Genomic DNA, 17,754 nt, shown 5'->3' with positions numbered 1-17,754 from the left:
CTGCTAGGGGAAAAGCGTTAGCGGTCAGCTATAATAGGCCTGAAGCGAGCGTACTTCAAGCGTAGCGGAGCGCTGGGCCACAATCGCCTCTGCCGCGACGCGCGCGCCAGCGGCCGTGGTATAGATCGGAACCTTTGCTTCCAGCGCGGCCTGACGGATGGACTTGCTGTCCTTCAGGCTTTGCCAACCCTCGGTCGTGTTGAAGATCATCGCGACCTCACCGTCGATGATGGCATCGACGATATGCGGGCGACCTTCGGCAACCTTGTTGACCGGTGTGACCTCGACCCCGTTGTCGGCCAGAAAGCGCTGAGTGCCGCCGGTCGCGATGATCTTGAATCCGTTTTCCGTAAGTTCCTTGACCGCGGGCAGGATGGTGTCCTTGTCGCTGTCCTTTACCGAAACGAAAAGCACACCGCTTTCGGGCAGGATCGCGCCAGCACCAAATTGGCTTTTCACGAAAGCGCCGGTGAAAGTCGGGTCAATGCCCATGACTTCGCCGGTCGATTTCATTTCGGGCGACAATGCCGGATCCGCGCCGGGGAACTTGCTGAAGGGGAACACCGCTTCCTTGATCGCGAAATAGTCGATGTCGCGCTTGATCGGCGGGAAATCGGCCAGCTTTTCGCCTGCCATGATGCGGGCGGCGTATTTCGCGATGGACTGGCCGATCGCCTTGGCGACAAAGGGCACGGTCCGGCTAGCGCGCGGGTTAACCTCGATCAGATAGACCTTGCCGTCCTTGACCGCGAACTGGATGTTCATCAGGCCAACAACCTTCAGTGCACGGGCCAATGCCTCGGCCTGACGCTCCATCTCCTCGATAATCTCGGGTGGGAGGCTGTAGGGCGGGATCGTGCAGGCGCTGTCGCCCGAATGCACGCCGGCTTCCTCGATATGCTGCATGACGCCCGCGACGACCACGTCGGTGCCATCGCACAAGGCATCGACATCGCATTCCACCGCATCGCGCAGATACTGGTCGATCAGAACAGGCGAGTCTCCGGAAACGCGCACGGCCGTTTCCATATATTCGTCGAGTTGGCCTTCGCTGTCCACGATCTCCATCGCGCGGCCGCCCAGCACGTAGGACGGGCGGATGAGCACGGGATAGCCGATCTGCGCCGCGATGCCGCGCGCCTCTTCCTGGCTGCGCGCGATGCCGTTCGAGGGCTGCAGCAGGTCGAGCTTGTTGACCAGCTTGGCGAAACGCTCGCGGTCTTCGGCAAGGTCGATGGCATCCGGGCTGGTGCCAAGGATCGGGATGCCCGCATCCTCAAGCGCCTGCGCCAGTTTCAGCGGGGTCTGCCCGCCGAACTGCACGATCACGCCGACCAGCGTGCCGCGCGACTTTTCGACATCGAGGATTTCCAGCACGTCTTCGGCGGTAAGCGGCTCGAAATAAAGCCGGTCGGAGGTGTCGTAGTCGGTCGACACGGTCTCCGGGTTGCAGTTGATCATGATGGTTTCATAGCCCGCTTCTTCCAGCGCGAAGCAGGCATGGCAGCAGCAATAGTCGAACTCGATACCCTGACCGATGCGGTTGGGTCCGCCGCCAAGGATCACGACCTTCTTGCGCTCGGACGGATCGGCCTCGTTCTCGGCCTCGCCGAACAGCGGGTTTTCATAGGTCGAGTACATATAGGGCGTGATCGCCTCGAACTCGGCGGCGCAGCTGTCGATGCGCTTGAACACGGGGCGCACGCCCAGCTTGTGGCGCAGGGCGCGGATTTCTTCCTCGCTCGTGCCGCCGGCCATGGCCTTCAGCGTATCGTGGAGGAGGCCCGAACGCTTCGCCTGCGTTTCGCCCATGCCGCCCGCGACACCGACCGAACGCACGGCCAGCGTGGCAAGGCGCTTGTCCGAAAAGCCCATGGCTTTCAGGCGGCGCAGGCCCTCTGTCGTGCGGGGCACGCCATGGGCGATGATGTTCGCTTCCTCGGCGATGATCTGTTCGATGTGGCGCAGGAACCAGAGGTCATATTGCGTGATCGAATGGATCTCATCGATGGTAAGCCCTTCGCGGAAGGCCTGTGCCACGATCAGCAGGCGCTCGGGCGTCCGCTCGGCAAGGCGAGCGGTGATGACCTCCTTGTTCGCGCCTTCCAGCTCTTCTACCCGGTTGAAGCCGTCCAATCCGGTTTCGAGGCCGCGCAGCGCCTTCTGCATCGATTCCTTCATGTTGCGGCCGATCGCCATGACCTCGCCCACCGACTTCATCGCGGTCGACAGCTTGTTCTCCGCGCCCTTAAACTTTTCAAAGGCGAAGCGCGGGATCTTGGTGACGATATAGTCGATGGTGGGTTCAAAGCTGGCAGGCGTCGCCCCGGTGATCTCGTTCGTGATCTCGTCCAGCGTGTAGCCCACGGCGAGCTTGGCCGCGACGCGCGCGATGGGGAAGCCGGTGGCTTTCGATGCCAGCGCCGAGGACCGCGAAACGCGCGGGTTCATCTCGATCACGATGAGGCGGCCATCGGCGGGATTCACTGCGAACTGTACGTTCGAACCGCCTGTTTCCACGCCAATTTCACGCAGCACGTTCAAAGACGCGGTGCGCATGATCTGGTATTCCTTATCGGTCAGCGTCAGCGCTGGAGCGACCGTAATGGAATCGCCCGTGTGCACGCCCATCGGATCGACATTTTCGATCGAGCAGATGATGATGCAATTGTCCTTCTTGTCGCGGACAACCTCCATCTCATACTCTTTCCAGCCGAGGAGCGATTCCTCGATCAGGACCTCGGTCGTGGGGCTGGCGTCGAGGCCTTCGCGCACGATTTTCTCGAACTCGGCCTTGTTATAGGCGATGCCGCCGCCGGTGCCGCCCAGCGTGAACGACGGGCGAATGATCGCAGGGAGGCCCGTGGTGTCGAGCACCTTGATCGCCTCATCCAGCGTGTTGGCAACGCCGCTGCGCGCACTTTCGAGGCCGATGGCGTCCATCGCCTTACGGAAACGCTGGCGGTTTTCGGCCTTGTCGATGGCGTCGGCGTCCGCGCCGATCATCTTCACGCCATATTTCGACAGCGTGCCATTCTCATAAAGCTTGAGCGCGGTGTTGAGCGCGGTCTGCCCGCCCATGGTCGGCAGCAGCGCATCGGGGCGCTCCTTGGCGATGACGCGCTCTACGAATTCGGGCGTGATCGGCTCCACATATGTCGCGTCGGCCATTTCCGGATCGGTCATGATCGTCGCCGGGTTCGAGTTTACCAGAATGACCCGGTAACCCTCTTCCTTCAGCGCCTTGACCGCCTGCGTGCCCGAATAGTCGAACTCGCACGCCTGCCCGATGATGATCGGACCCGCGCCGATGATGAGGATGGAGGAGATGTCAGTGCGTTTTGGCATTTCGTTATTTATCCTCGATCTTAGGCGAGAAATCGGGCGGGCTTGCAGGCAGCGCCATCGATCTATTTAAACTGTGCAACACTTCCTTCAGTGAAGAAGCGCCTTCGGCTTCACCCTTTTCGAAGGTAAGACGCGTTGCTGACTTTCCTTCAGCACAGTTCCTGCCTTCGTCATTGGCCCAGCCAAGAGAATGTAATTTTTTCTGCGTCCATTTTATCCGATGGTTAGGGACGCTGATTTTTAATGTGCGACAATCGCTTTCATCGAGCGCATCGATTGCCTTTTTATTACGCCGAAAACTGACAATAACTGCGGCTGCTGTTAGAAGCAGGATCGCGAAGCCTATTACCAATCCGACGTTTAGCGTCACCCCAACTCACCCACGAATTTCTCGAACAGGTAGAAACTGTCCATCGGTCCCGGCGAAGCCTCGGGGTGGTATTGCACGCCGAACGCCTTCTTGCCGGTGATCGCGATGCCGCAATTGGTGCCGTCGAACAGCGATTTGTGCGTTTCGATCACGCCTTCGGGCAGCGTCTCGCCATCGACCGCGAAACCGTGGTTCATCGAGGTAATCTCGACCAGCCCCTCGGTCTCGCCCCAGATGCCGCCGACGCGCTGCACCGGGTGGTTGGCGCCGCGGTGGCCCTGGAACATCTTGGCGGTCTTCGCGCCTGCGGCCAGCGCCAGCATCTGGTGGCCAAGGCAGATGCCGAACAGCGGAACGTCTGCGTCCAGCAGCGCCTTGATCACCGGCACCGCGTAGACGCCGGTCGCCGCCGGATCGCCGGGGCCGTTCGACAGGAACACGCCGTCGGGCTTCAGCGCCATGATCTCGTCATAGCTCGCTTCCGCCGGGACGACAGTAACCTTGGCCCCTGCCCGCACGAGATTGCGGAAGATATTGTCCTTCGCGCCGAAATCCATGGCGACGACATGCGGGCGGCCATCGGCGCCCGGCTCGTCATAGCCGGAACCCAGCATCCAGTGCCCGCCGGTCCAGCCTTCGCTGATTTCGCGGCTGACATCCTTGGCAAGGTCGAGGCCTTCGAGGCCGCTCCACGCCGCTGCCTTGGCCACCAGCGCGTCAATGTCGAACTGGCCGTCGGGATTGTGCGCGATCACCACATTGGGCGCGCCCTGAATGCGGATGCGGCGCGTCAGCGCGCGGGTATCGAGCCCGGCGATGCCGATCTTGCCCTTGGCCTTCATCCATTCGGGGAAATCGCCCATGGAGCGGAAGTTCGAAGGGTCGGTCACATCCTCGCGCACCACGCAGCCCAGCGCCGAATCGACCGCGCCTTCGACGTCTTCGCTGTTGGTGCCGACATTGCCGATATGCGGGAAAGTGAAGCACACGACCTGCCCTGCATAGGACGGGTCGGTCATCACTTCCTGATAGCCGGTCATCGAGGTGTTGAAGCAAAGTTCACCCACAGCCTCACCCGTCGCGCCAAAGCCGCGGCCATAGGCGACATGCCCATCGGCAAAGACGAGAACGGCAGTGGCCCCCTCTGGAGTAGACGCGTGAGTAGAAGCGGGGTCGGCCATGGGGCGCTCCGTTGGTCAGGGTTCCGGCGATATGTGCTAAGGCCCGTCCGCTAGAGACGGCAGGGCCAAGCGTCAAGCACGGATCCGGGTATTTCTTAACAGTCGCACAGCCCGTCCGGTTTGCATACGCCGCAAACGCGCCTATCTGCGCCACAGACCCAAATCACGCTATCAGACAGAGAAGAAAAATCATGCTCCGCGACGATCTCAAGGCCGCCCAGATCCAGGCGATGAAGGACAAGGACAAGGAGCGGTTGAACGCCGTGCGCCTGATTCTCGCCAAGGTGAAGGATCGCGACATCGAACTGCGCACCAGCGAGGCGACCGGCGACGACGATGCGCTGGTGATCGACGTGCTGCAGAAGATGGCGAAGCAGCGCCGCGAATCGATTGCGATGTACAACGATGGCGGCCGCGCCGAACTGGCCGAAGCGGAGGAAAAGGAACTCGTCGTGATCGAGGAATTCCTGCCCGCGCAGATGAGCGAGGAAGACACCAAGGCCGCGATCGAGGCGATCAAGGCGGAAACCGGTGCCAGCGGCATGAAAGACATGGGCAAGGTCATGGCCGAGCTGAAGGCCCGCCACGGCACCGAACTTGACATGAGCAAGGCAAGCGGCCTCGTGAAAGCATCGCTGGCGTGAAGGCCTCGCTTTCCTGAGCGCGCTGCGGCATTAGGGGGCGATGGCGCTCTCTCCCCAATGGCTGGACGAACTTCGGTCGCGGATCACGCTTTCCGCGCTGATCGGCCGTACCGAAAAGCTTCAGCGCGCGGGGCGTGAGTTCAAGGCGTGCTGCCCCTTCCATAACGAGAATACGCCCAGCTTCTACGTCAATGACGAGAAGCAGTTTTATCACTGCTTTGGCTGCGGGGCGCATGGCGATGCCATCCGCTGGATGACCGACCAGCGCGGCCTGCCCTTCATGGATGCGGTCAAGGAACTGGCGCAGGAAGCAGGCATGGAAGTGCCCGCCGCCGACCCGCGCTATGCAGAGGCCGCGGAACAGCGCGCCACGCTGTATGACGTGCTGGCCGAAGCGCAAGGGTGGTTCGTAAAGAATCTCGCCGCGCCAGAGGGTTCGGCCGCCCGCGCCTATCTGAAGCAGCGCGGCATCAATGATGCGCAGATCCGCGAATTCGGCTTCGGCTTCGCGCCGGATGCGCGCGGCGCGATCGCAGGCGTTCTGGACGGCTTCCCCAAGGAGATGCTGATCGAGGCGGGCCTGTTGATCAGTGTGGATGGCAAGGAACCTTACGACCGCTTTCGCGGACGGCTGATGCTGCCGATTCAGGACCGCCGCGCCCGCGTGATCGGCTTTGGCGGCCGGATCATGGAGAAGCGCGACAACGCGCCGAAGTACCTCAATTCGCCCGACACGCCCGTTTTCGACAAGGGGCGCACGCTTTACAATATCCACCGAGCCTCGGCTTCATCGCGCCAATCCGACCGCGTCGTCGTGGTCGAAGGCTACATGGATGTCGTCGCACTGGCAGGCGCCGGTATTCCCGAGGCGGTTGCGCCGATGGGTACCGCGCTGACCGAGCGGCAGATCGAACTGCTCTGGCGCATGGTGCCGGTTCCGGTGCTGTGCTTCGACGGCGACAGCGCCGGGCAGCGGGCCGCCATGCGTGCGGTGGAACGCGCCCTCCCCCTGCTGCGGCCCGGCCACAGCCTCTCGATCGTGACGCTCCCTGAAGGATTGGACCCCGACGACCTGATTCGCCGCGATGGTCCTGCCGCGATGAAGGCGCTGCTGGGCAAGGGCGAAACGCTACTCGACGTGATCTGGCGGGTTGAAAGCGCCGCCGCCCCGCTGAACACTCCCGAAGCGAAGGCGGGGCTGAAGGAGCGGCTGATGGCGCATGCCGATGCCATACAGCACCCTGATATCAAGGCACTTTACGCCCGCGAACTGCGCGAAAGGTTCTCAGATTTCGCCTTTCCCCGGCGCGAGCGCACGCCGTTCACGCCAAATCGCGGCGGAGGCTATGGCGGACAGCAGGGCAAGGGCAGGTTCGGTGGTAAGCCGTTCGGCAGGGACAACACGCCGCCTTCCGCAGCCTTGCGGCAGATGAATCCGGCCACGGCGCGCAAGCGGCTTACCGACGCGGTATTGGCCGGGCTCACCCGCTATCCGGCGCTGCTGGCAGAGGAAGCGGAAAGGCTCTCGCACCTCGTACCCGAAGACCGCGAGCAGGCCCGGATGCTCAATGCCATGCTCGACATTGCGGAATCGGGGCAAATCCCTGATCGCCCGCTTGAAAGAGCCGAATTTGCCGCCATATTGGCCCAACGTGGACTGGCCCTACCCACCGGGGACGCGATCGGCGGCACAAAGTTTGCCTTTCTGACCGATCGAACACAGGCGCCCGAGGCCACGCAAGAACTGAGCGAGGCAATCTCGCTGCTGGTCGAAAGGCCGGCGATTGAGGCTGCGCTTGCACAGGCGACCGCGCGTTTCGCCGAAGATCCGGAAGGGTCCTTCGCGGAACAGCAGCGTCTTTTGAAGAGAAAGCTGGAATTTGACGGTCGCCTCATGCAAATGGCGGCTACGCGAAGCAATAGTCAGGCCGAGTAGAGAGAGTGGGAAAGCTCGACATGCGAAAAGCCGGGACCAGAGCAGACAAATAGGCGGTAATGGCAACCAAATCGAAAAACGGCAGCGGCGGCGACGGTGATTCCCCGCTGATCGACCTCAACGAAGCTTCGATCAAGAAACTCATCGCTCGCGCGAAAAAGCGCGGCGTGATCACGATCGACGAGCTGAACGAGGCGCTCCCGCAGGATCAGATGACTTCCGAGCAGATCGAGGACGTGATGTCCGCGATCTCGGAAATGGGCGTGAACATCGTCGAGAGCGACGAGGATTCCGAAGGCGACGACGACGATACGCCCGATGAGATCGACGGCGGCAGCGACGACGATTCCGACGACAGCTCGGGCGCCAGCACCGCCAAGGACAACAAGGCGCCTGCCAAGAAGAAGGAAACGGTCGAGCGGACCGACGACCCCGTGCGCATGTACTTGCGCGAAATGGGTGCCGTCGAACTGCTGAGCCGCGAAGGCGAAATCGCCATCGCCAAGCGCATCGAGGCCGGCCGCGACATGATGATCATGGGCCTGTGCGAAAGCCCGATCACTTTCCACGCCATCATCCAGTGGTCCGAAGCGCTCAACAACGAGGAAATGCAGCTGCGCGAGATCCTCGATCTTGACGCCATGCTGTCGAAGGAACCTGCCCCTGAAAGCCTGAATGACGACGATGAAGGCGACGGCGAGATTTCCGAGGAAACCGCCGGTCCGTCGTACAAGGAAGACGATGACGACGATTCGGACGAGGAGTCCGAAGACGGCGAAGAGGGTTCGACCCGCGAGAAGGAAGAGGACGAGGAGGACAACACCCTGTCCCTCGCCCAGATGGAAGCGGCGCTGAAGCCCGATGCCATCGAGCGTTTCGCCCGCATCACCAAGCTGTTCAAGAGCTTCGAGAAGCTGCAGGGAGAGCGCGTCGACGCGCTGAACCGTGGCGAAGTGTTCCCCAAGGCCAAGGAAAACAAGTACGAAAGCCTGAGCGAGGAACTCACCGCCGAAGTCGAATCCGTGCAGTTCCACGCGACCAAGATCGAATTCCTGGTCGACAATCTCTATGCCTTCAACCGCCGCCTGACCGCGCTGGGCGGCCAAATGCTGCGTCTGGCCGAGCGTCACAAGGTCAAGCGCGCCGATTTCCTCCAGCAATATGTCGGGCGCGAGCTTGACGAAAACTGGCTGGTGGAGATGTCGAAGAAGGACAAGAAATGGGCCGCCTTCGCCGAGAAGGAAGCCGATCCTGTCGAACGCATCCGCGCCGAGATTTCGGACATCGCCAGCCAGACCGGCATGGCGCTCCCGGAATTCCGCCGCATCGTGAACATGGTGCAAAAGGGCGAGCGCGAGGCGCGTATCGCGAAGAAGGAAATGGTCGAGGCGAACCTGCGTCTCGTGATTTCCATTGCCAAGAAATACACGAACCGCGGCCTGCAGTTCCTGGACCTTATCCAGGAAGGGAACATCGGCCTGATGAAGGCGGTCGACAAGTTCGAGTATCGCCGCGGCTACAAGTTCTCGACCTATGCGACATGGTGGATCCGTCAGGCGATCACGCGTTCGATCGCGGACCAGGCCCGCACGATCCGTATCCCGGTCCATATGATCGAGACGATCAACAAGCTGGTCCGCACTTCCCGCCAGTTCCTGCACGAGCAAGGGCGTGAGCCCACGCCCGAGGAAATGGCCGAGCGTCTTTCGATGCCGCTCGAAAAGGTGCGCAAGGTGATGAAGATCGCCAAGGAGCCGATCTCCCTCGAAACGCCGATCGGCGACGAGGAAGACAGCCATCTGGGCGATTTCATCGAGGACAAGAACGCCATCATCCCTGTCGATGCGGCAATCCAGTCCAACCTGAAAGAGACCGTCACGCGCGTTCTCGCCAGCCTCACCCCGCGTGAAGAGCGCGTGCTGCGCATGCGTTTCGGCATCGGCATGAACACCGATCACACGCTGGAGGAAGTGGGCCAGCAGTTCAGCGTGACCCGCGAACGCATCCGGCAGATCGAGGCAAAGGCGCTGAGAAAGCTCAAGCACCCGAGCCGCAGCCGCAAGATGCGCAGCTTCCTCGACCAGTAACAAAAAGCCCCGCTTCGGCGGGGCTTTTCACTGGTTGCGATGTGTAGTCAGCTCAGTCGAAAATACCGACGGCAAGCTCGACCCATATGGCAAGGCCAAGCAGCAGCACCCCGCCGGCCAGCGCATATTTCATCAGCCGGCCTCCTTCGGCCATGCGCGAAATCCCCTCAATGGCTCCGCCGACCAGAAGGACAAGGGAACCCATCACGAGAAAATCGCCGGGGCCCCAGTTTACCTCGCTGCTGAACTGCATGGCTATGGCGGGGACAATCAGAATAGCGGCGCCAAGGCTCCACGCCGCTATGCGAAGGATCGCGAAAGTTTTCCGACTGGCAATCTGCGTATTCATCGTGGCTCCCCTTAACTTTGCCATGAACGACTCGTCGCCGTAAATACTCGGCCCGTCGTGCATCATGCGGTTTCCACATTTACGCCTGATGAGCAGAAAAAACAAAGCGGCGGCAACACCGGTTGCCGCCGCTCCGTTCGAAAGCAAGTTCGAGTGCCTCTTACTCGGCCGGTTCATGCTCCTCGATCGCCTGAGCAGACGCCATTCCCGGCGCATCGGATTTGCCGCCCAGTTTTTCGCGCACGCCCTTCTCGATCTTCTCTCCGGTGTCCTTGTCGATGGACTTCCAGTAATCGAAAGCGCGCAGCAGCACCTTTTCCGACACGCCATCGCACAAATGGCCAACGACGTTCATGACCAGTCGCTCACGCGCGGCATCGTCCATCACGTCACGGACCAAGGCGCCTGCCTGGCTGAAATCATCATCATCCTTGCGCAGCGTATAGGCTTCGCGAACCATGTCGCCGTCGGAATGCCACAGACCGGCTTCGCCCGTCAGATCAGGCTGCGCTGCCGGACCGCCATAGCTGTTTGGCGCATAAACCGGATCGACCGCGTTTTTCGTGCGCATCGCGCCGGCACGCGAATAGCTATGCACTTCGGTTTTGGGCTGGTTCACCGGAATCTGCTTGTAATTCACGCCAAGCCGCGCGCGATGCGCATCGGCGTAGCTGAAGCCGCGCGCCAGCAGCATCTTGTCGGGCGACAGGCCGATGCCGGGCACCATGTTATTGGGCTCGAACGCCAGCTGCTCGATCTGCGTATCCCAGTCGACGGGGTTCTGGTTCAGCACCAGCTTGCCCACCTCGATCAGCGGATAATCCTCGTGCGGCCAGACCTTGGTCAGGTCGAACGGGTTGATGTGATAGGTCTTGGCATCCTCATAAGGCATGATCTGCCATTTGAGTGTCCAGCTCGGATACTCGCCCTTGGAGATGTGGTCGAACAGGTCGCGGCGGTGATAATCGCCGTCCTGCCCGGCCATCTTGTCGGCTTCTTCCTGGCTGAGATAGGCGTTGCCGTCGCCAAGGTCGGTCAGGAAGTGGAACTTCACCCAGAACTTCTCACCATCGGCATTGATCAGCGAATAGGTATGGCTGCCATAGCCGTTCATCTCGCGCCAGTTCTTGGGCACGCCGCGATCGCCCATCAGATAGGTGACCTGATGCGCGCTTTCGGGCGACAGGGTCCAGAAATCCCACTGCATGTCATGGTCGCGAAGGCCGCTGTCGGCACGGCGCTTCTGGCTACGGATGAAATGCTGGAACTTCAGCGGGTCGCGGATGAAGAAGATCGGCGTGTTGTTGCCGACCATGTCGAAATTGCCGTCCTCGGTATAGAACTTGACCGAAAAACCGCGCGGATCGCGCCAGGTGTCGGGGCTGCCGCGTTCACCAGCCACGGTCGAAAAGCGCATCGCGGTCTCGGTCTTGGCACCGGGCTGGAAAACCTTGGCCTTGGTGTATTTGGTGACATCGTTCGTCACTTCGAAATAGCCGAATGCGCCGCTTCCCTTGGCATGGGGCTGGCGTTCGGGAATACGCTCCCGATTGAAGTTGGCCATCTGCTCCAGCAAATAGTGATCGTTCAGGACGATCGGTCCGTCGCGGCCCACGGTCAGCGAATGCTCGTCGCTCTGCACCGGGATACCGGCATCGGTGGTCGTCTTGGGAACGTGATTCTTGTCGGCCATGGGAGCCTGCCTTTCGGGCTGAATGGTTAATGCTTACCCATTCGCTACCCACCAAACTGCCCAAGGTTCCGCGCTAATTCGCCGATCAGTAAAATCGCTTTTCCCGCATGATCAATGTCATGATTGCGCCGCAATCGCGTGAAGCGCAGCTTTTCCCCGCCAAACGCCCTTTGCGGTGGCCTTTGGCGGGCATAGGCACTATGCGACGCGGAAGCACCCTCCCTCGATTCCTCAGCAACGGGAACGAACACGCCATGCGTATTGCCATCGCATCCGATCACGCCGGTTTCGACATGAAGCAGGAACTGGCCCGCTGGCTCGCCGATGAAGGCCATGTCGTCACCGATTGCGGGCCGCAAAGCGCGGACCGCGTCGATTATCCCGATTTCGGCTATAAGCTCGCAAAATCCGTCAGTTCCGGGGCGGTCGATTATGGCGTCGCCGTTTGCGGATCGGGGATTGGCATTTCCATCGCCGTCAACCGCCACCCGGCCATGCGCTGCGCTCTGGTATCCGAACCGCTGTCGGCTATGCTGGCGCGCGAACATAATGATGCGAACTGCATCGCCCTTGGCGCCCGCCTGACCGGGATCGACATGGCCAAGGCCTGCATCGCCGCCTTCACTGTCGGCAAGTTCGAGGGCGGCCGCCACGCCGGCCGCGTAGACAAGCTTTCCAATCCCCCTTTCGCCAAGGAAGAGACCCGATGACCGTCGACACCAAGATCCGCTCCACCGGCTTTTTCACCGATGATCTTGCCAGTAGCGACAGCGCCATTGCCGATGCGATCGCCAGCGAGCTTAATCGTGAGCGCAAGCAGATCGAACTGATCGCGAGCGAGAACATCGTTTCGAAGGCCGTGCTGGAAGCACAAGGTTCGGTGTTCACCAACAAATACGCCGAGGGTTACCCCGGTAAGCGTTATTACCAGGGCTGCGCACCGTCGGATTCGGTTGAACAGCTGGCCATCGATCGCGCGAAAACTTTGTTTGGCTGCGACTTCGCCAATGTGCAGCCGCATTCGGGCGCGCAGGCAAACGGCGCGGTGCTGCTCGCCACGGTAAAGCCGGGCGACACCATCCTTGGCATGAGCCTCGATGCAGGCGGCCACCTCACCCATGGCGCGCGCCCTGCGCTTTCGGGGAAATGGTTCAACGCCGTGCAGTATGGCGTGACCAAGGACACGCATCTGATCGATTATGACGAGGTCGAGCGCCTTGCCCAGGAGCATCAGCCCAAGCTCATCATCGCGGGCGGCAGCGCCTATCCGCGCGTCATCGATTTCGCCCGCTTCCGCGCCATCGCGGATAAGGTCGGTGCGCTGTTCCATGTCGACATGGCGCATTTCGCAGGTCTGGTCGCGGCTGGTGAGCATCCCTCCCCCTTCCCGCACGCCCATGTCGTGACCACCACCACGCACAAGACTTTGCGCGGTCCGCGTGGCGGCATGATCCTGACCAATGACGAAAAGCTGGCGAAGAAGATCAACTCCGCCGTTTTCCCGGGGCTTCAGGGCGGCCCGCTGATGCATGTCATCGCGGCCAAGGCCGTGGCGTTTGGCGAGGCGCTGCGCCCCGAGTTCAAGGATTATTCGCGCCTTGTCATCGAAAACGCGCAGGTTCTGGCCGACACGCTGAAGGAACGCGGCGCTGCCGTCGTTTCGGGCGGGACCGACACTCATGTCGCGCTGATCGACCTCACCCCGCTGGGCGTCACGGGTAAGGACGCGGACGAGGCGCTGGAACGTGCAGGCATCACCTGCAACAAGAACGGCATCCCCTTCGACCCGCTGCCGCCTGTAAAGACCAGCGGCATTCGCGTTGGCAGCCCGGCGGGCACCACGCGCGGTTTCGGCCCCGCTGAATTCCGCGAAATCGGAAATATGGTCGCAGACGTCCTCGACGGGCTTGCCAAGTGCGGCGAGGAAGGCGACGCGCAGGTGGAACAGAACGTGCGTGAGCGCGTCGAAGCCCTGTGCGATCGATTCCCGATCTACGAAGATTAAAGGACACAAGCGATGAGCGAACCCGGCGGCATCAAGGATTACTGGAACGGGCTTTCGCCCGACAAGCAGAAGGCAGCCAAATGGGCGGCCATCGGTGCCGTCGTCGCAATCCCCGTCCCCTTCGTCGGCCCGGTCATCGGTGCGGTCGTGGGCGGCGGGCTTGGCTATGCCAAGGCCAAGGGCAAGATCTGAAGGTATTCCGATAAGTGCGTTGCCCGTTTTGCGCGAATGAATCGAGCCAGGTAAAGGACAGCCGTCCCGCCGAAGACGCGAGCGCGATCCGCCGCCGCCGCCAGTGCGAAGGCTGCGGCGCGCGGTTCACCACGTTTGAGCGTATCCAACTGCGCGAAGTGACCGTGCTGAAAACCGGCGCAGATGGCGAAGACGCACGGCGCGAACCCTTCGACCGGTCGAAGCTGGATTACGCGGTGCGCCTTGCCTGCCGCAAGCGGGACATCGCGCCCGAAAGCGTGGACCGTCTAATTTCGGGCGTGCAGCGCCAGATCGAAACGCGCGGCGACAGCGAAGTGCCCTCCGCCGTGATCGGCGAACTGGTCATGGAGGGCCTGCGCCAGCTCGATTCCGTGGCCTATATCCGCTTTGCCAGCGTCTATCGCGAATTCAGCGAGGCCAGTGACTTCGAGCAATTCGCCAGCACCGTGCGCGACGTCGCCAGCGAGTAACCACGTGCCGCCTGAGAATCCCGTTATCGTGCTCGTCCGCCCGCAGCTGGGTGAAAACATCGGCAAGGCCGCGCGCGCCATGCTGAACTTCGGCCTGACCGAAATGCGGCTTGTCGCACCGCGCGATGGCTGGCCCAATCCTTCGGCGGGTCCTGCGGCATCGGGCGCGGATATCGTGCTGGAAAACGCGAAGGTTTTCGACAGCGTTGCAGACGCGGTTGCCGATTGCGCCCATGTCCATGCCACCACGGTCAGGAAACGCGGCGTGACAAAGCCGGTGCTGACGCCCGAAGAGGCCGCGCGCGACATGGCCACCGCTCCCGGCCGGCACGCCATTTTGTTCGGGCCGGAACGATCGGGCCTGGAAACCGATGATGTCGCGCTGGCGCGCACGATCGTGACCGTGCCGATCAATCCGGAATTCGGCTCGCTCAATCTCGCGCAGGCGGTGATCCTGCTGTCCTATGAATGGTCGAAGACGCAAGCCTCCGCCGAAACGCTGGTGCAGCCGACGGACGAGGAATTGCTGCCGCCCGCCAGCCAGGAAGAGCTGGATGGCATGATCGCGCAGCTTGACGGCATGCTGGAGCCTTGCGGCTATTTCCGCCCGGAAAGCCGCGCCACCGCCACGCGGCGCACACTGCGCACCATGTTGACGAAGCCGGGCTGGAACCACCTTGAAATCCGCACCATGCGCGGCGTTCTAAGCGCGCTGGCCAAGGGGCCGCGCAAGGACTGAGAGGGTCAGGCGCGGATGCGCTTCCACTCCTCGCCCTCATAAGCGATCGAGCATTCGACGAGCGCTTCCCAGAATTGCGCGATCAACGCATCCGGTACGCCCAGTGCCTTGGCCTCGGCTACGGCATTATCGATCACTTCACGCTTGCGGTCCTCGTCACGCACTTCTTCATGCGTCTGCTTGATCCGGGCGGCGGCCCGCATATATCCGAAGCGCGTGGCCAAGAGGGAGATCAGGGCCTTGTCGGTCGCGTCGACGCCGCGGCGCACTTCCTTCATCGTGCGGCACAGTTCGGGTTCGATATGCTTGTCCATGGGCGGTGCCATGCCCTGCCCCGCGCCCGCTGTCGAGATGCTGCGGCGCACTCTCCACGCGCAGTCCATGGCTGTGCCCATCACCGGGCCGATCACTGGGCCAATCACCGGGCCAATCACCGGGGTTGACGACAGCGGCTTTTCCTGTAAATGCGCGCGCTCGCAATAGGGCCCCGCACCCCGGTGAAGCGGTGGCCACGTCCCCATGGGACGCAGCGGTTCCGGGCTATGAGAACCAAACCCCGGCCAGCGAACGCCCATCAGGGCGATGGCCAGCATATTGAAGGAAAGACATATGTCGAAGCGCAAGAGCGCCAAGCATAAGCTTGACCGCCGCATGGGCGAAAACATCTGGGGCCGCCCGAACAGCCCCGTCAACCGTCGCTCGTACGGCCCCGGCCAGCACGGCCAGCGCCGCAAGAGCAAGGTTTCGGACTACGGTCTGCAGCTGCGCGCCAAGCAGAAGCTCAAGGGCTACTACGGCGACGTGACCGAGAAGCAGTTCAAGCGCACCTACGCCGAAGCTTCGAAGATGAAGGGCGATACCAGCCAGAACCTCATCGGCCTGCTCGAACAGCGCCTCGACATGATCGTCTATCGCGCCAAGTTCGCGCCGACGATCTTCGCGGCCCGCCAGATCGTTTCGCACGGTCACATCAAGGTCAATGGCGTGAAGTGCAACATCGCATCGCGTCGTTGCTTCGTCGGTGACGTGATCAGCCTCGGCGACAAGGCCAAGGAAATGGCGCTCGTCATCGAAGCGCAGAGCCTGCCCGAGCGTGAGATCCCCGACTATGTCGCGACCGACGGCACCGACAAGGTGACCTTCACCCGCGTTCCGACGCTGGACGAGGTTCCCTATCCGGTCCGCATGGAACCGAACCTGGTGGTCGAGTTCTACTCGCGCTGATCCGCTAGCGGTTCACGAAAAAAGAGGCGGCTCCTGCGGGGGCCGCCTTTTTTCGTTGGTTCAGCGGGAAATGGCGTTGCCGGGGTTGAACCGGCAGGCACATAATCCAATTAGCGCCGCATGCCCGGTTTTCTTCGCACGCTCATCCATGATTATGGCTGGATCCACCTTGGCCTCGGCCTGGTAGGCAATGCCCTGTTCGTCATTGGAAGCGTGCTCTTTTTGCCCGCGTTCGATGCATGGAAGGTGCTGGGCGTATGGCTTTTCATCCTTGGATCAACCCTAATGCTGATCGGCGCCATTGGGTCGTTTCTGGTTAAGATCACCAAGCGGGACTAGCGCAGATAATCCCGCCGGAAATCCGCCGCAAAGGCCGCGAACCGCCCATCCGCGATCGCATCGCGCATGCCCTGCATCAGCTGCTGATAAAACGAGAGATTATGCTCGGTCATCAGCATAGCGCCAAGAATTTCGCCGCTGCGGACGAGGTGGTGCAGATAGGCACGCGTATATTTGCCGCAGGTCGGGCATGAGCAGCGATTGTCGATCGGCTCCTGATCCTCGCCGAACTTGGCGTTGCGGATGTTGATCGGGCCATTCCAGGTGAAAGCCTGCCCATTGCGGCCCGACCGGCTGGGCAGCACGCAATCGAACATGTCGATGCCGCGCTCAACCGCACCGACCAGATCGTCGGGCTTGCCCACGCCCATCAGGTAACGCGGGCGGTCATCGGGCAACTGCTCCGGCGCAAAGTCCAGCGTGGCGAACATCGCCTCCTGCCCCTCACCCACGGCGAGCCCGCCCACGGCATAGCCGTCAAAGCCGATCTCGGTCAGCTTTTCCGCGCTGATCTTGCGCAGTTCCTCGTCCAGCGCGCCCTGCTGGATGCCGAACAGGGCCGAGCGCGCGGCATGCTCCTCGCCGCTGTCGAAACCTTCGCGGCTACGCTTGGCCCAGCGCATCGACATTTCCATCGATGCCGCGATCTCGTCACGCGGTCGGTCGGCGCGGGGGCATTCGTCGAACGCCATGACGATGTCACTACCCAAAAGGCGCTGGATTTCCATCGAGCGTTCGGGGGTCAGCGAATGGCGCGATCCGTCGAGGTGGCTTTTGAAGGTCACGCCTTCCTCGGTGATCTTGCGAAGGTCCGACAGGCTCATAACCTGATAGCCACCGCTGTCGGTCAGGATCGGGCGGTCCCAGCCCATGAATTTGTGCAGCCCGCCAAGCCTTGCCACCCGCTCGGCCCCGGGGCGCAGCATCAGGTGATAGGTGTTGCCCAGGATGATGTCCGCGCCCGTGCGGCGCACGTCCTCCACCTTCATCGCCTTTACCGTGGCGGCGGTGCCGACGGGCATGAAGGCGGGCGTGCGGATGGTACCGCGCATCATGGCAATCTCGCCAGTGCGGGCCTTGCCTTCGCGGGCGTGGATCTTGAATTCGAAACGGGTCATAGCGATGCGCGCTTAGCGGCCCTGACCCGCTTTAGTCG

General features: G+C 61.9%; 17 protein-coding genes. 10 read left to right on the top strand and 7 right to left on the bottom strand.

Features of this window, described 5'->3' with window-relative positions; all coding sequences use genetic code 11:
- Window positions 1–24 precede the first annotated feature (24 nt).
- From carB to carA, 3 genes are read right to left on the bottom strand one after another with little or no spacing between them, the layout of a single operon-like run.
- Window positions 25–3,348, bottom strand: a complete 3,324-nt coding sequence (gene carB / locus A9D13_RS15730; RefSeq protein ID WP_066775717.1) for a carbamoyl-phosphate synthase large subunit — start codon at window positions 3,346–3,348, stop codon at window positions 25–27.
- 4 nt (window positions 3,349–3,352) lie between these two features.
- Window positions 3,353–3,718, bottom strand: coding sequence for a hypothetical protein (locus tag A9D13_RS20620; RefSeq protein ID WP_156522121.1), 366 nt, complete (start codon window positions 3,716–3,718; stop codon window positions 3,353–3,355).
- Window positions 3,715–4,899: a glutamine-hydrolyzing carbamoyl-phosphate synthase small subunit gene (gene carA, locus A9D13_RS15725; protein ID WP_066775714.1), complete on the bottom strand. Its 1,185-nt coding sequence runs from the start codon at window positions 4,897–4,899 to the stop codon at window positions 3,715–3,717. Before carA ends, A9D13_RS20620 begins: the two co-directional genes overlap by 4 nt.
- Window positions 4,900–5,090: 191 nt before the next feature.
- Between carA and A9D13_RS15720 the strand changes: the two genes are divergently transcribed.
- The 3 genes from A9D13_RS15720 to rpoD are packed head-to-tail and all read left to right on the top strand — an operon-like array spanning window position 5,091 to window position 9,566.
- Window positions 5,091–5,543, top strand: a complete 453-nt coding sequence (locus A9D13_RS15720; RefSeq protein WP_066775712.1) for a GatB/YqeY domain-containing protein — start codon at window positions 5,091–5,093, stop codon at window positions 5,541–5,543.
- A gap of 40 nt (window positions 5,544–5,583) precedes the next feature.
- A complete protein-coding gene (gene dnaG, locus A9D13_RS15715) occupies window positions 5,584–7,479 on the top strand; it encodes a DNA primase (RefSeq protein ID WP_066775710.1) in 1,896 nt (631 codons plus the stop codon).
- A gap of 59 nt (window positions 7,480–7,538) precedes the next feature.
- On the top strand, window positions 7,539–9,566 hold the full coding sequence (rpoD, locus tag A9D13_RS15710; protein ID WP_066775708.1) for an RNA polymerase sigma factor RpoD: 2,028 nt from the start codon (window positions 7,539–7,541) through the stop codon (window positions 9,564–9,566).
- 52 nt (window positions 9,567–9,618) lie between these two features.
- Here the strand turns inward: rpoD and A9D13_RS20180 are convergent, their stop codons facing one another.
- Complete coding sequence (locus A9D13_RS20180) at window positions 9,619–10,062, bottom strand: hypothetical protein (protein WP_156522120.1); 444 nt, start codon at window positions 10,060–10,062, stop codon at window positions 9,619–9,621.
- Between the two features lie 13 nt (window positions 10,063–10,075).
- On the bottom strand, window positions 10,076–11,608 hold the full coding sequence (locus A9D13_RS15700; protein ID WP_066775706.1) for a catalase: 1,533 nt from the start codon (window positions 11,606–11,608) through the stop codon (window positions 10,076–10,078).
- A gap of 254 nt (window positions 11,609–11,862) precedes the next feature.
- Here A9D13_RS15700 and rpiB point away from each other — a divergent pair, with 254 nt between their 5' ends.
- The 5 genes from rpiB to A9D13_RS15675 all read left to right on the top strand — a co-directional run bounded on the left by rpiB (window position 11,863) and on the right by A9D13_RS15675 (window position 15,035).
- On the top strand, window positions 11,863–12,318 hold the full coding sequence (rpiB, locus tag A9D13_RS15695; protein WP_066775914.1) for a ribose 5-phosphate isomerase B: 456 nt from the start codon (window positions 11,863–11,865) through the stop codon (window positions 12,316–12,318).
- Window positions 12,315–13,613 carry a serine hydroxymethyltransferase gene (glyA, locus tag A9D13_RS15690; protein ID WP_066775704.1) on the top strand — a complete coding sequence of 433 codons (1,299 nt, stop codon included), beginning with the start codon at window positions 12,315–12,317 and terminating at the stop codon, window positions 13,611–13,613. Before rpiB ends, glyA begins: the two co-directional genes overlap by 4 nt.
- 12 nt (window positions 13,614–13,625) lie before the next feature.
- Window positions 13,626–13,805, top strand: a complete 180-nt coding sequence (locus A9D13_RS15685) for a hypothetical protein (protein ID WP_066775702.1) — start codon at window positions 13,626–13,628, stop codon at window positions 13,803–13,805.
- 14 nt (window positions 13,806–13,819) lie between these two features.
- On the top strand, window positions 13,820–14,296 hold the full coding sequence (gene nrdR, locus A9D13_RS15680) for a transcriptional regulator NrdR (RefSeq protein WP_066775701.1): 477 nt from the start codon (window positions 13,820–13,822) through the stop codon (window positions 14,294–14,296).
- A gap of 79 nt (window positions 14,297–14,375) precedes the next feature.
- Window positions 14,376–15,035 (top strand): RNA methyltransferase, encoded by a 660-nt coding sequence (locus A9D13_RS15675; RefSeq protein WP_066775909.1) that lies wholly within the window; start codon window positions 14,376–14,378, stop codon window positions 15,033–15,035.
- A 5-nt stretch (window positions 15,036–15,040) separates the two neighbouring features.
- Here the strand turns inward: A9D13_RS15675 and A9D13_RS15670 are convergent, their stop codons facing one another.
- Complete coding sequence (locus A9D13_RS15670) at window positions 15,041–15,349, bottom strand: chorismate mutase (protein WP_172808206.1); 309 nt, start codon at window positions 15,347–15,349, stop codon at window positions 15,041–15,043.
- A 295-nt stretch (window positions 15,350–15,644) separates the two neighbouring features.
- On the opposite strand from A9D13_RS15670, the gene rpsD reads away from it, so the two are divergent.
- Both rpsD and A9D13_RS15660 read left to right on the top strand, forming a co-directional pair.
- The gene (gene rpsD / locus A9D13_RS15665) at window positions 15,645–16,259 is read left to right on the top strand and encodes a 30S ribosomal protein S4 (protein ID WP_066775699.1); all 615 of its coding nucleotides are present in this window, start codon (window positions 15,645–15,647) and stop codon (window positions 16,257–16,259) included.
- 120 nt (window positions 16,260–16,379) lie between these two features.
- Window positions 16,380–16,598 (top strand): YrhK family protein, encoded by a 219-nt coding sequence (locus A9D13_RS15660; protein WP_066775697.1) that lies wholly within the window; start codon window positions 16,380–16,382, stop codon window positions 16,596–16,598.
- On the opposite strand, the gene tgt is transcribed toward A9D13_RS15660, so the two are convergent.
- A complete protein-coding gene (tgt, locus tag A9D13_RS15655; RefSeq protein WP_066775695.1) occupies window positions 16,595–17,716 on the bottom strand; it encodes a tRNA guanosine(34) transglycosylase Tgt in 1,122 nt (373 codons plus the stop codon). The two genes, A9D13_RS15660 and tgt, sit on opposite strands and share 4 nt — an antisense overlap.
- Between the last annotated feature and the right edge of the window lie 38 nt (window positions 17,717–17,754).

This window comes from Croceicoccus mobilis, from assembly GCF_001661965.1.
Lineage (GTDB): Bacteria > Pseudomonadota > Alphaproteobacteria > Sphingomonadales > Sphingomonadaceae > Croceicoccus > Croceicoccus mobilis.
Note: the sequence above shows the minus strand (reverse complement) of the source record. Positions and strands in the feature narration are given on the sequence as shown.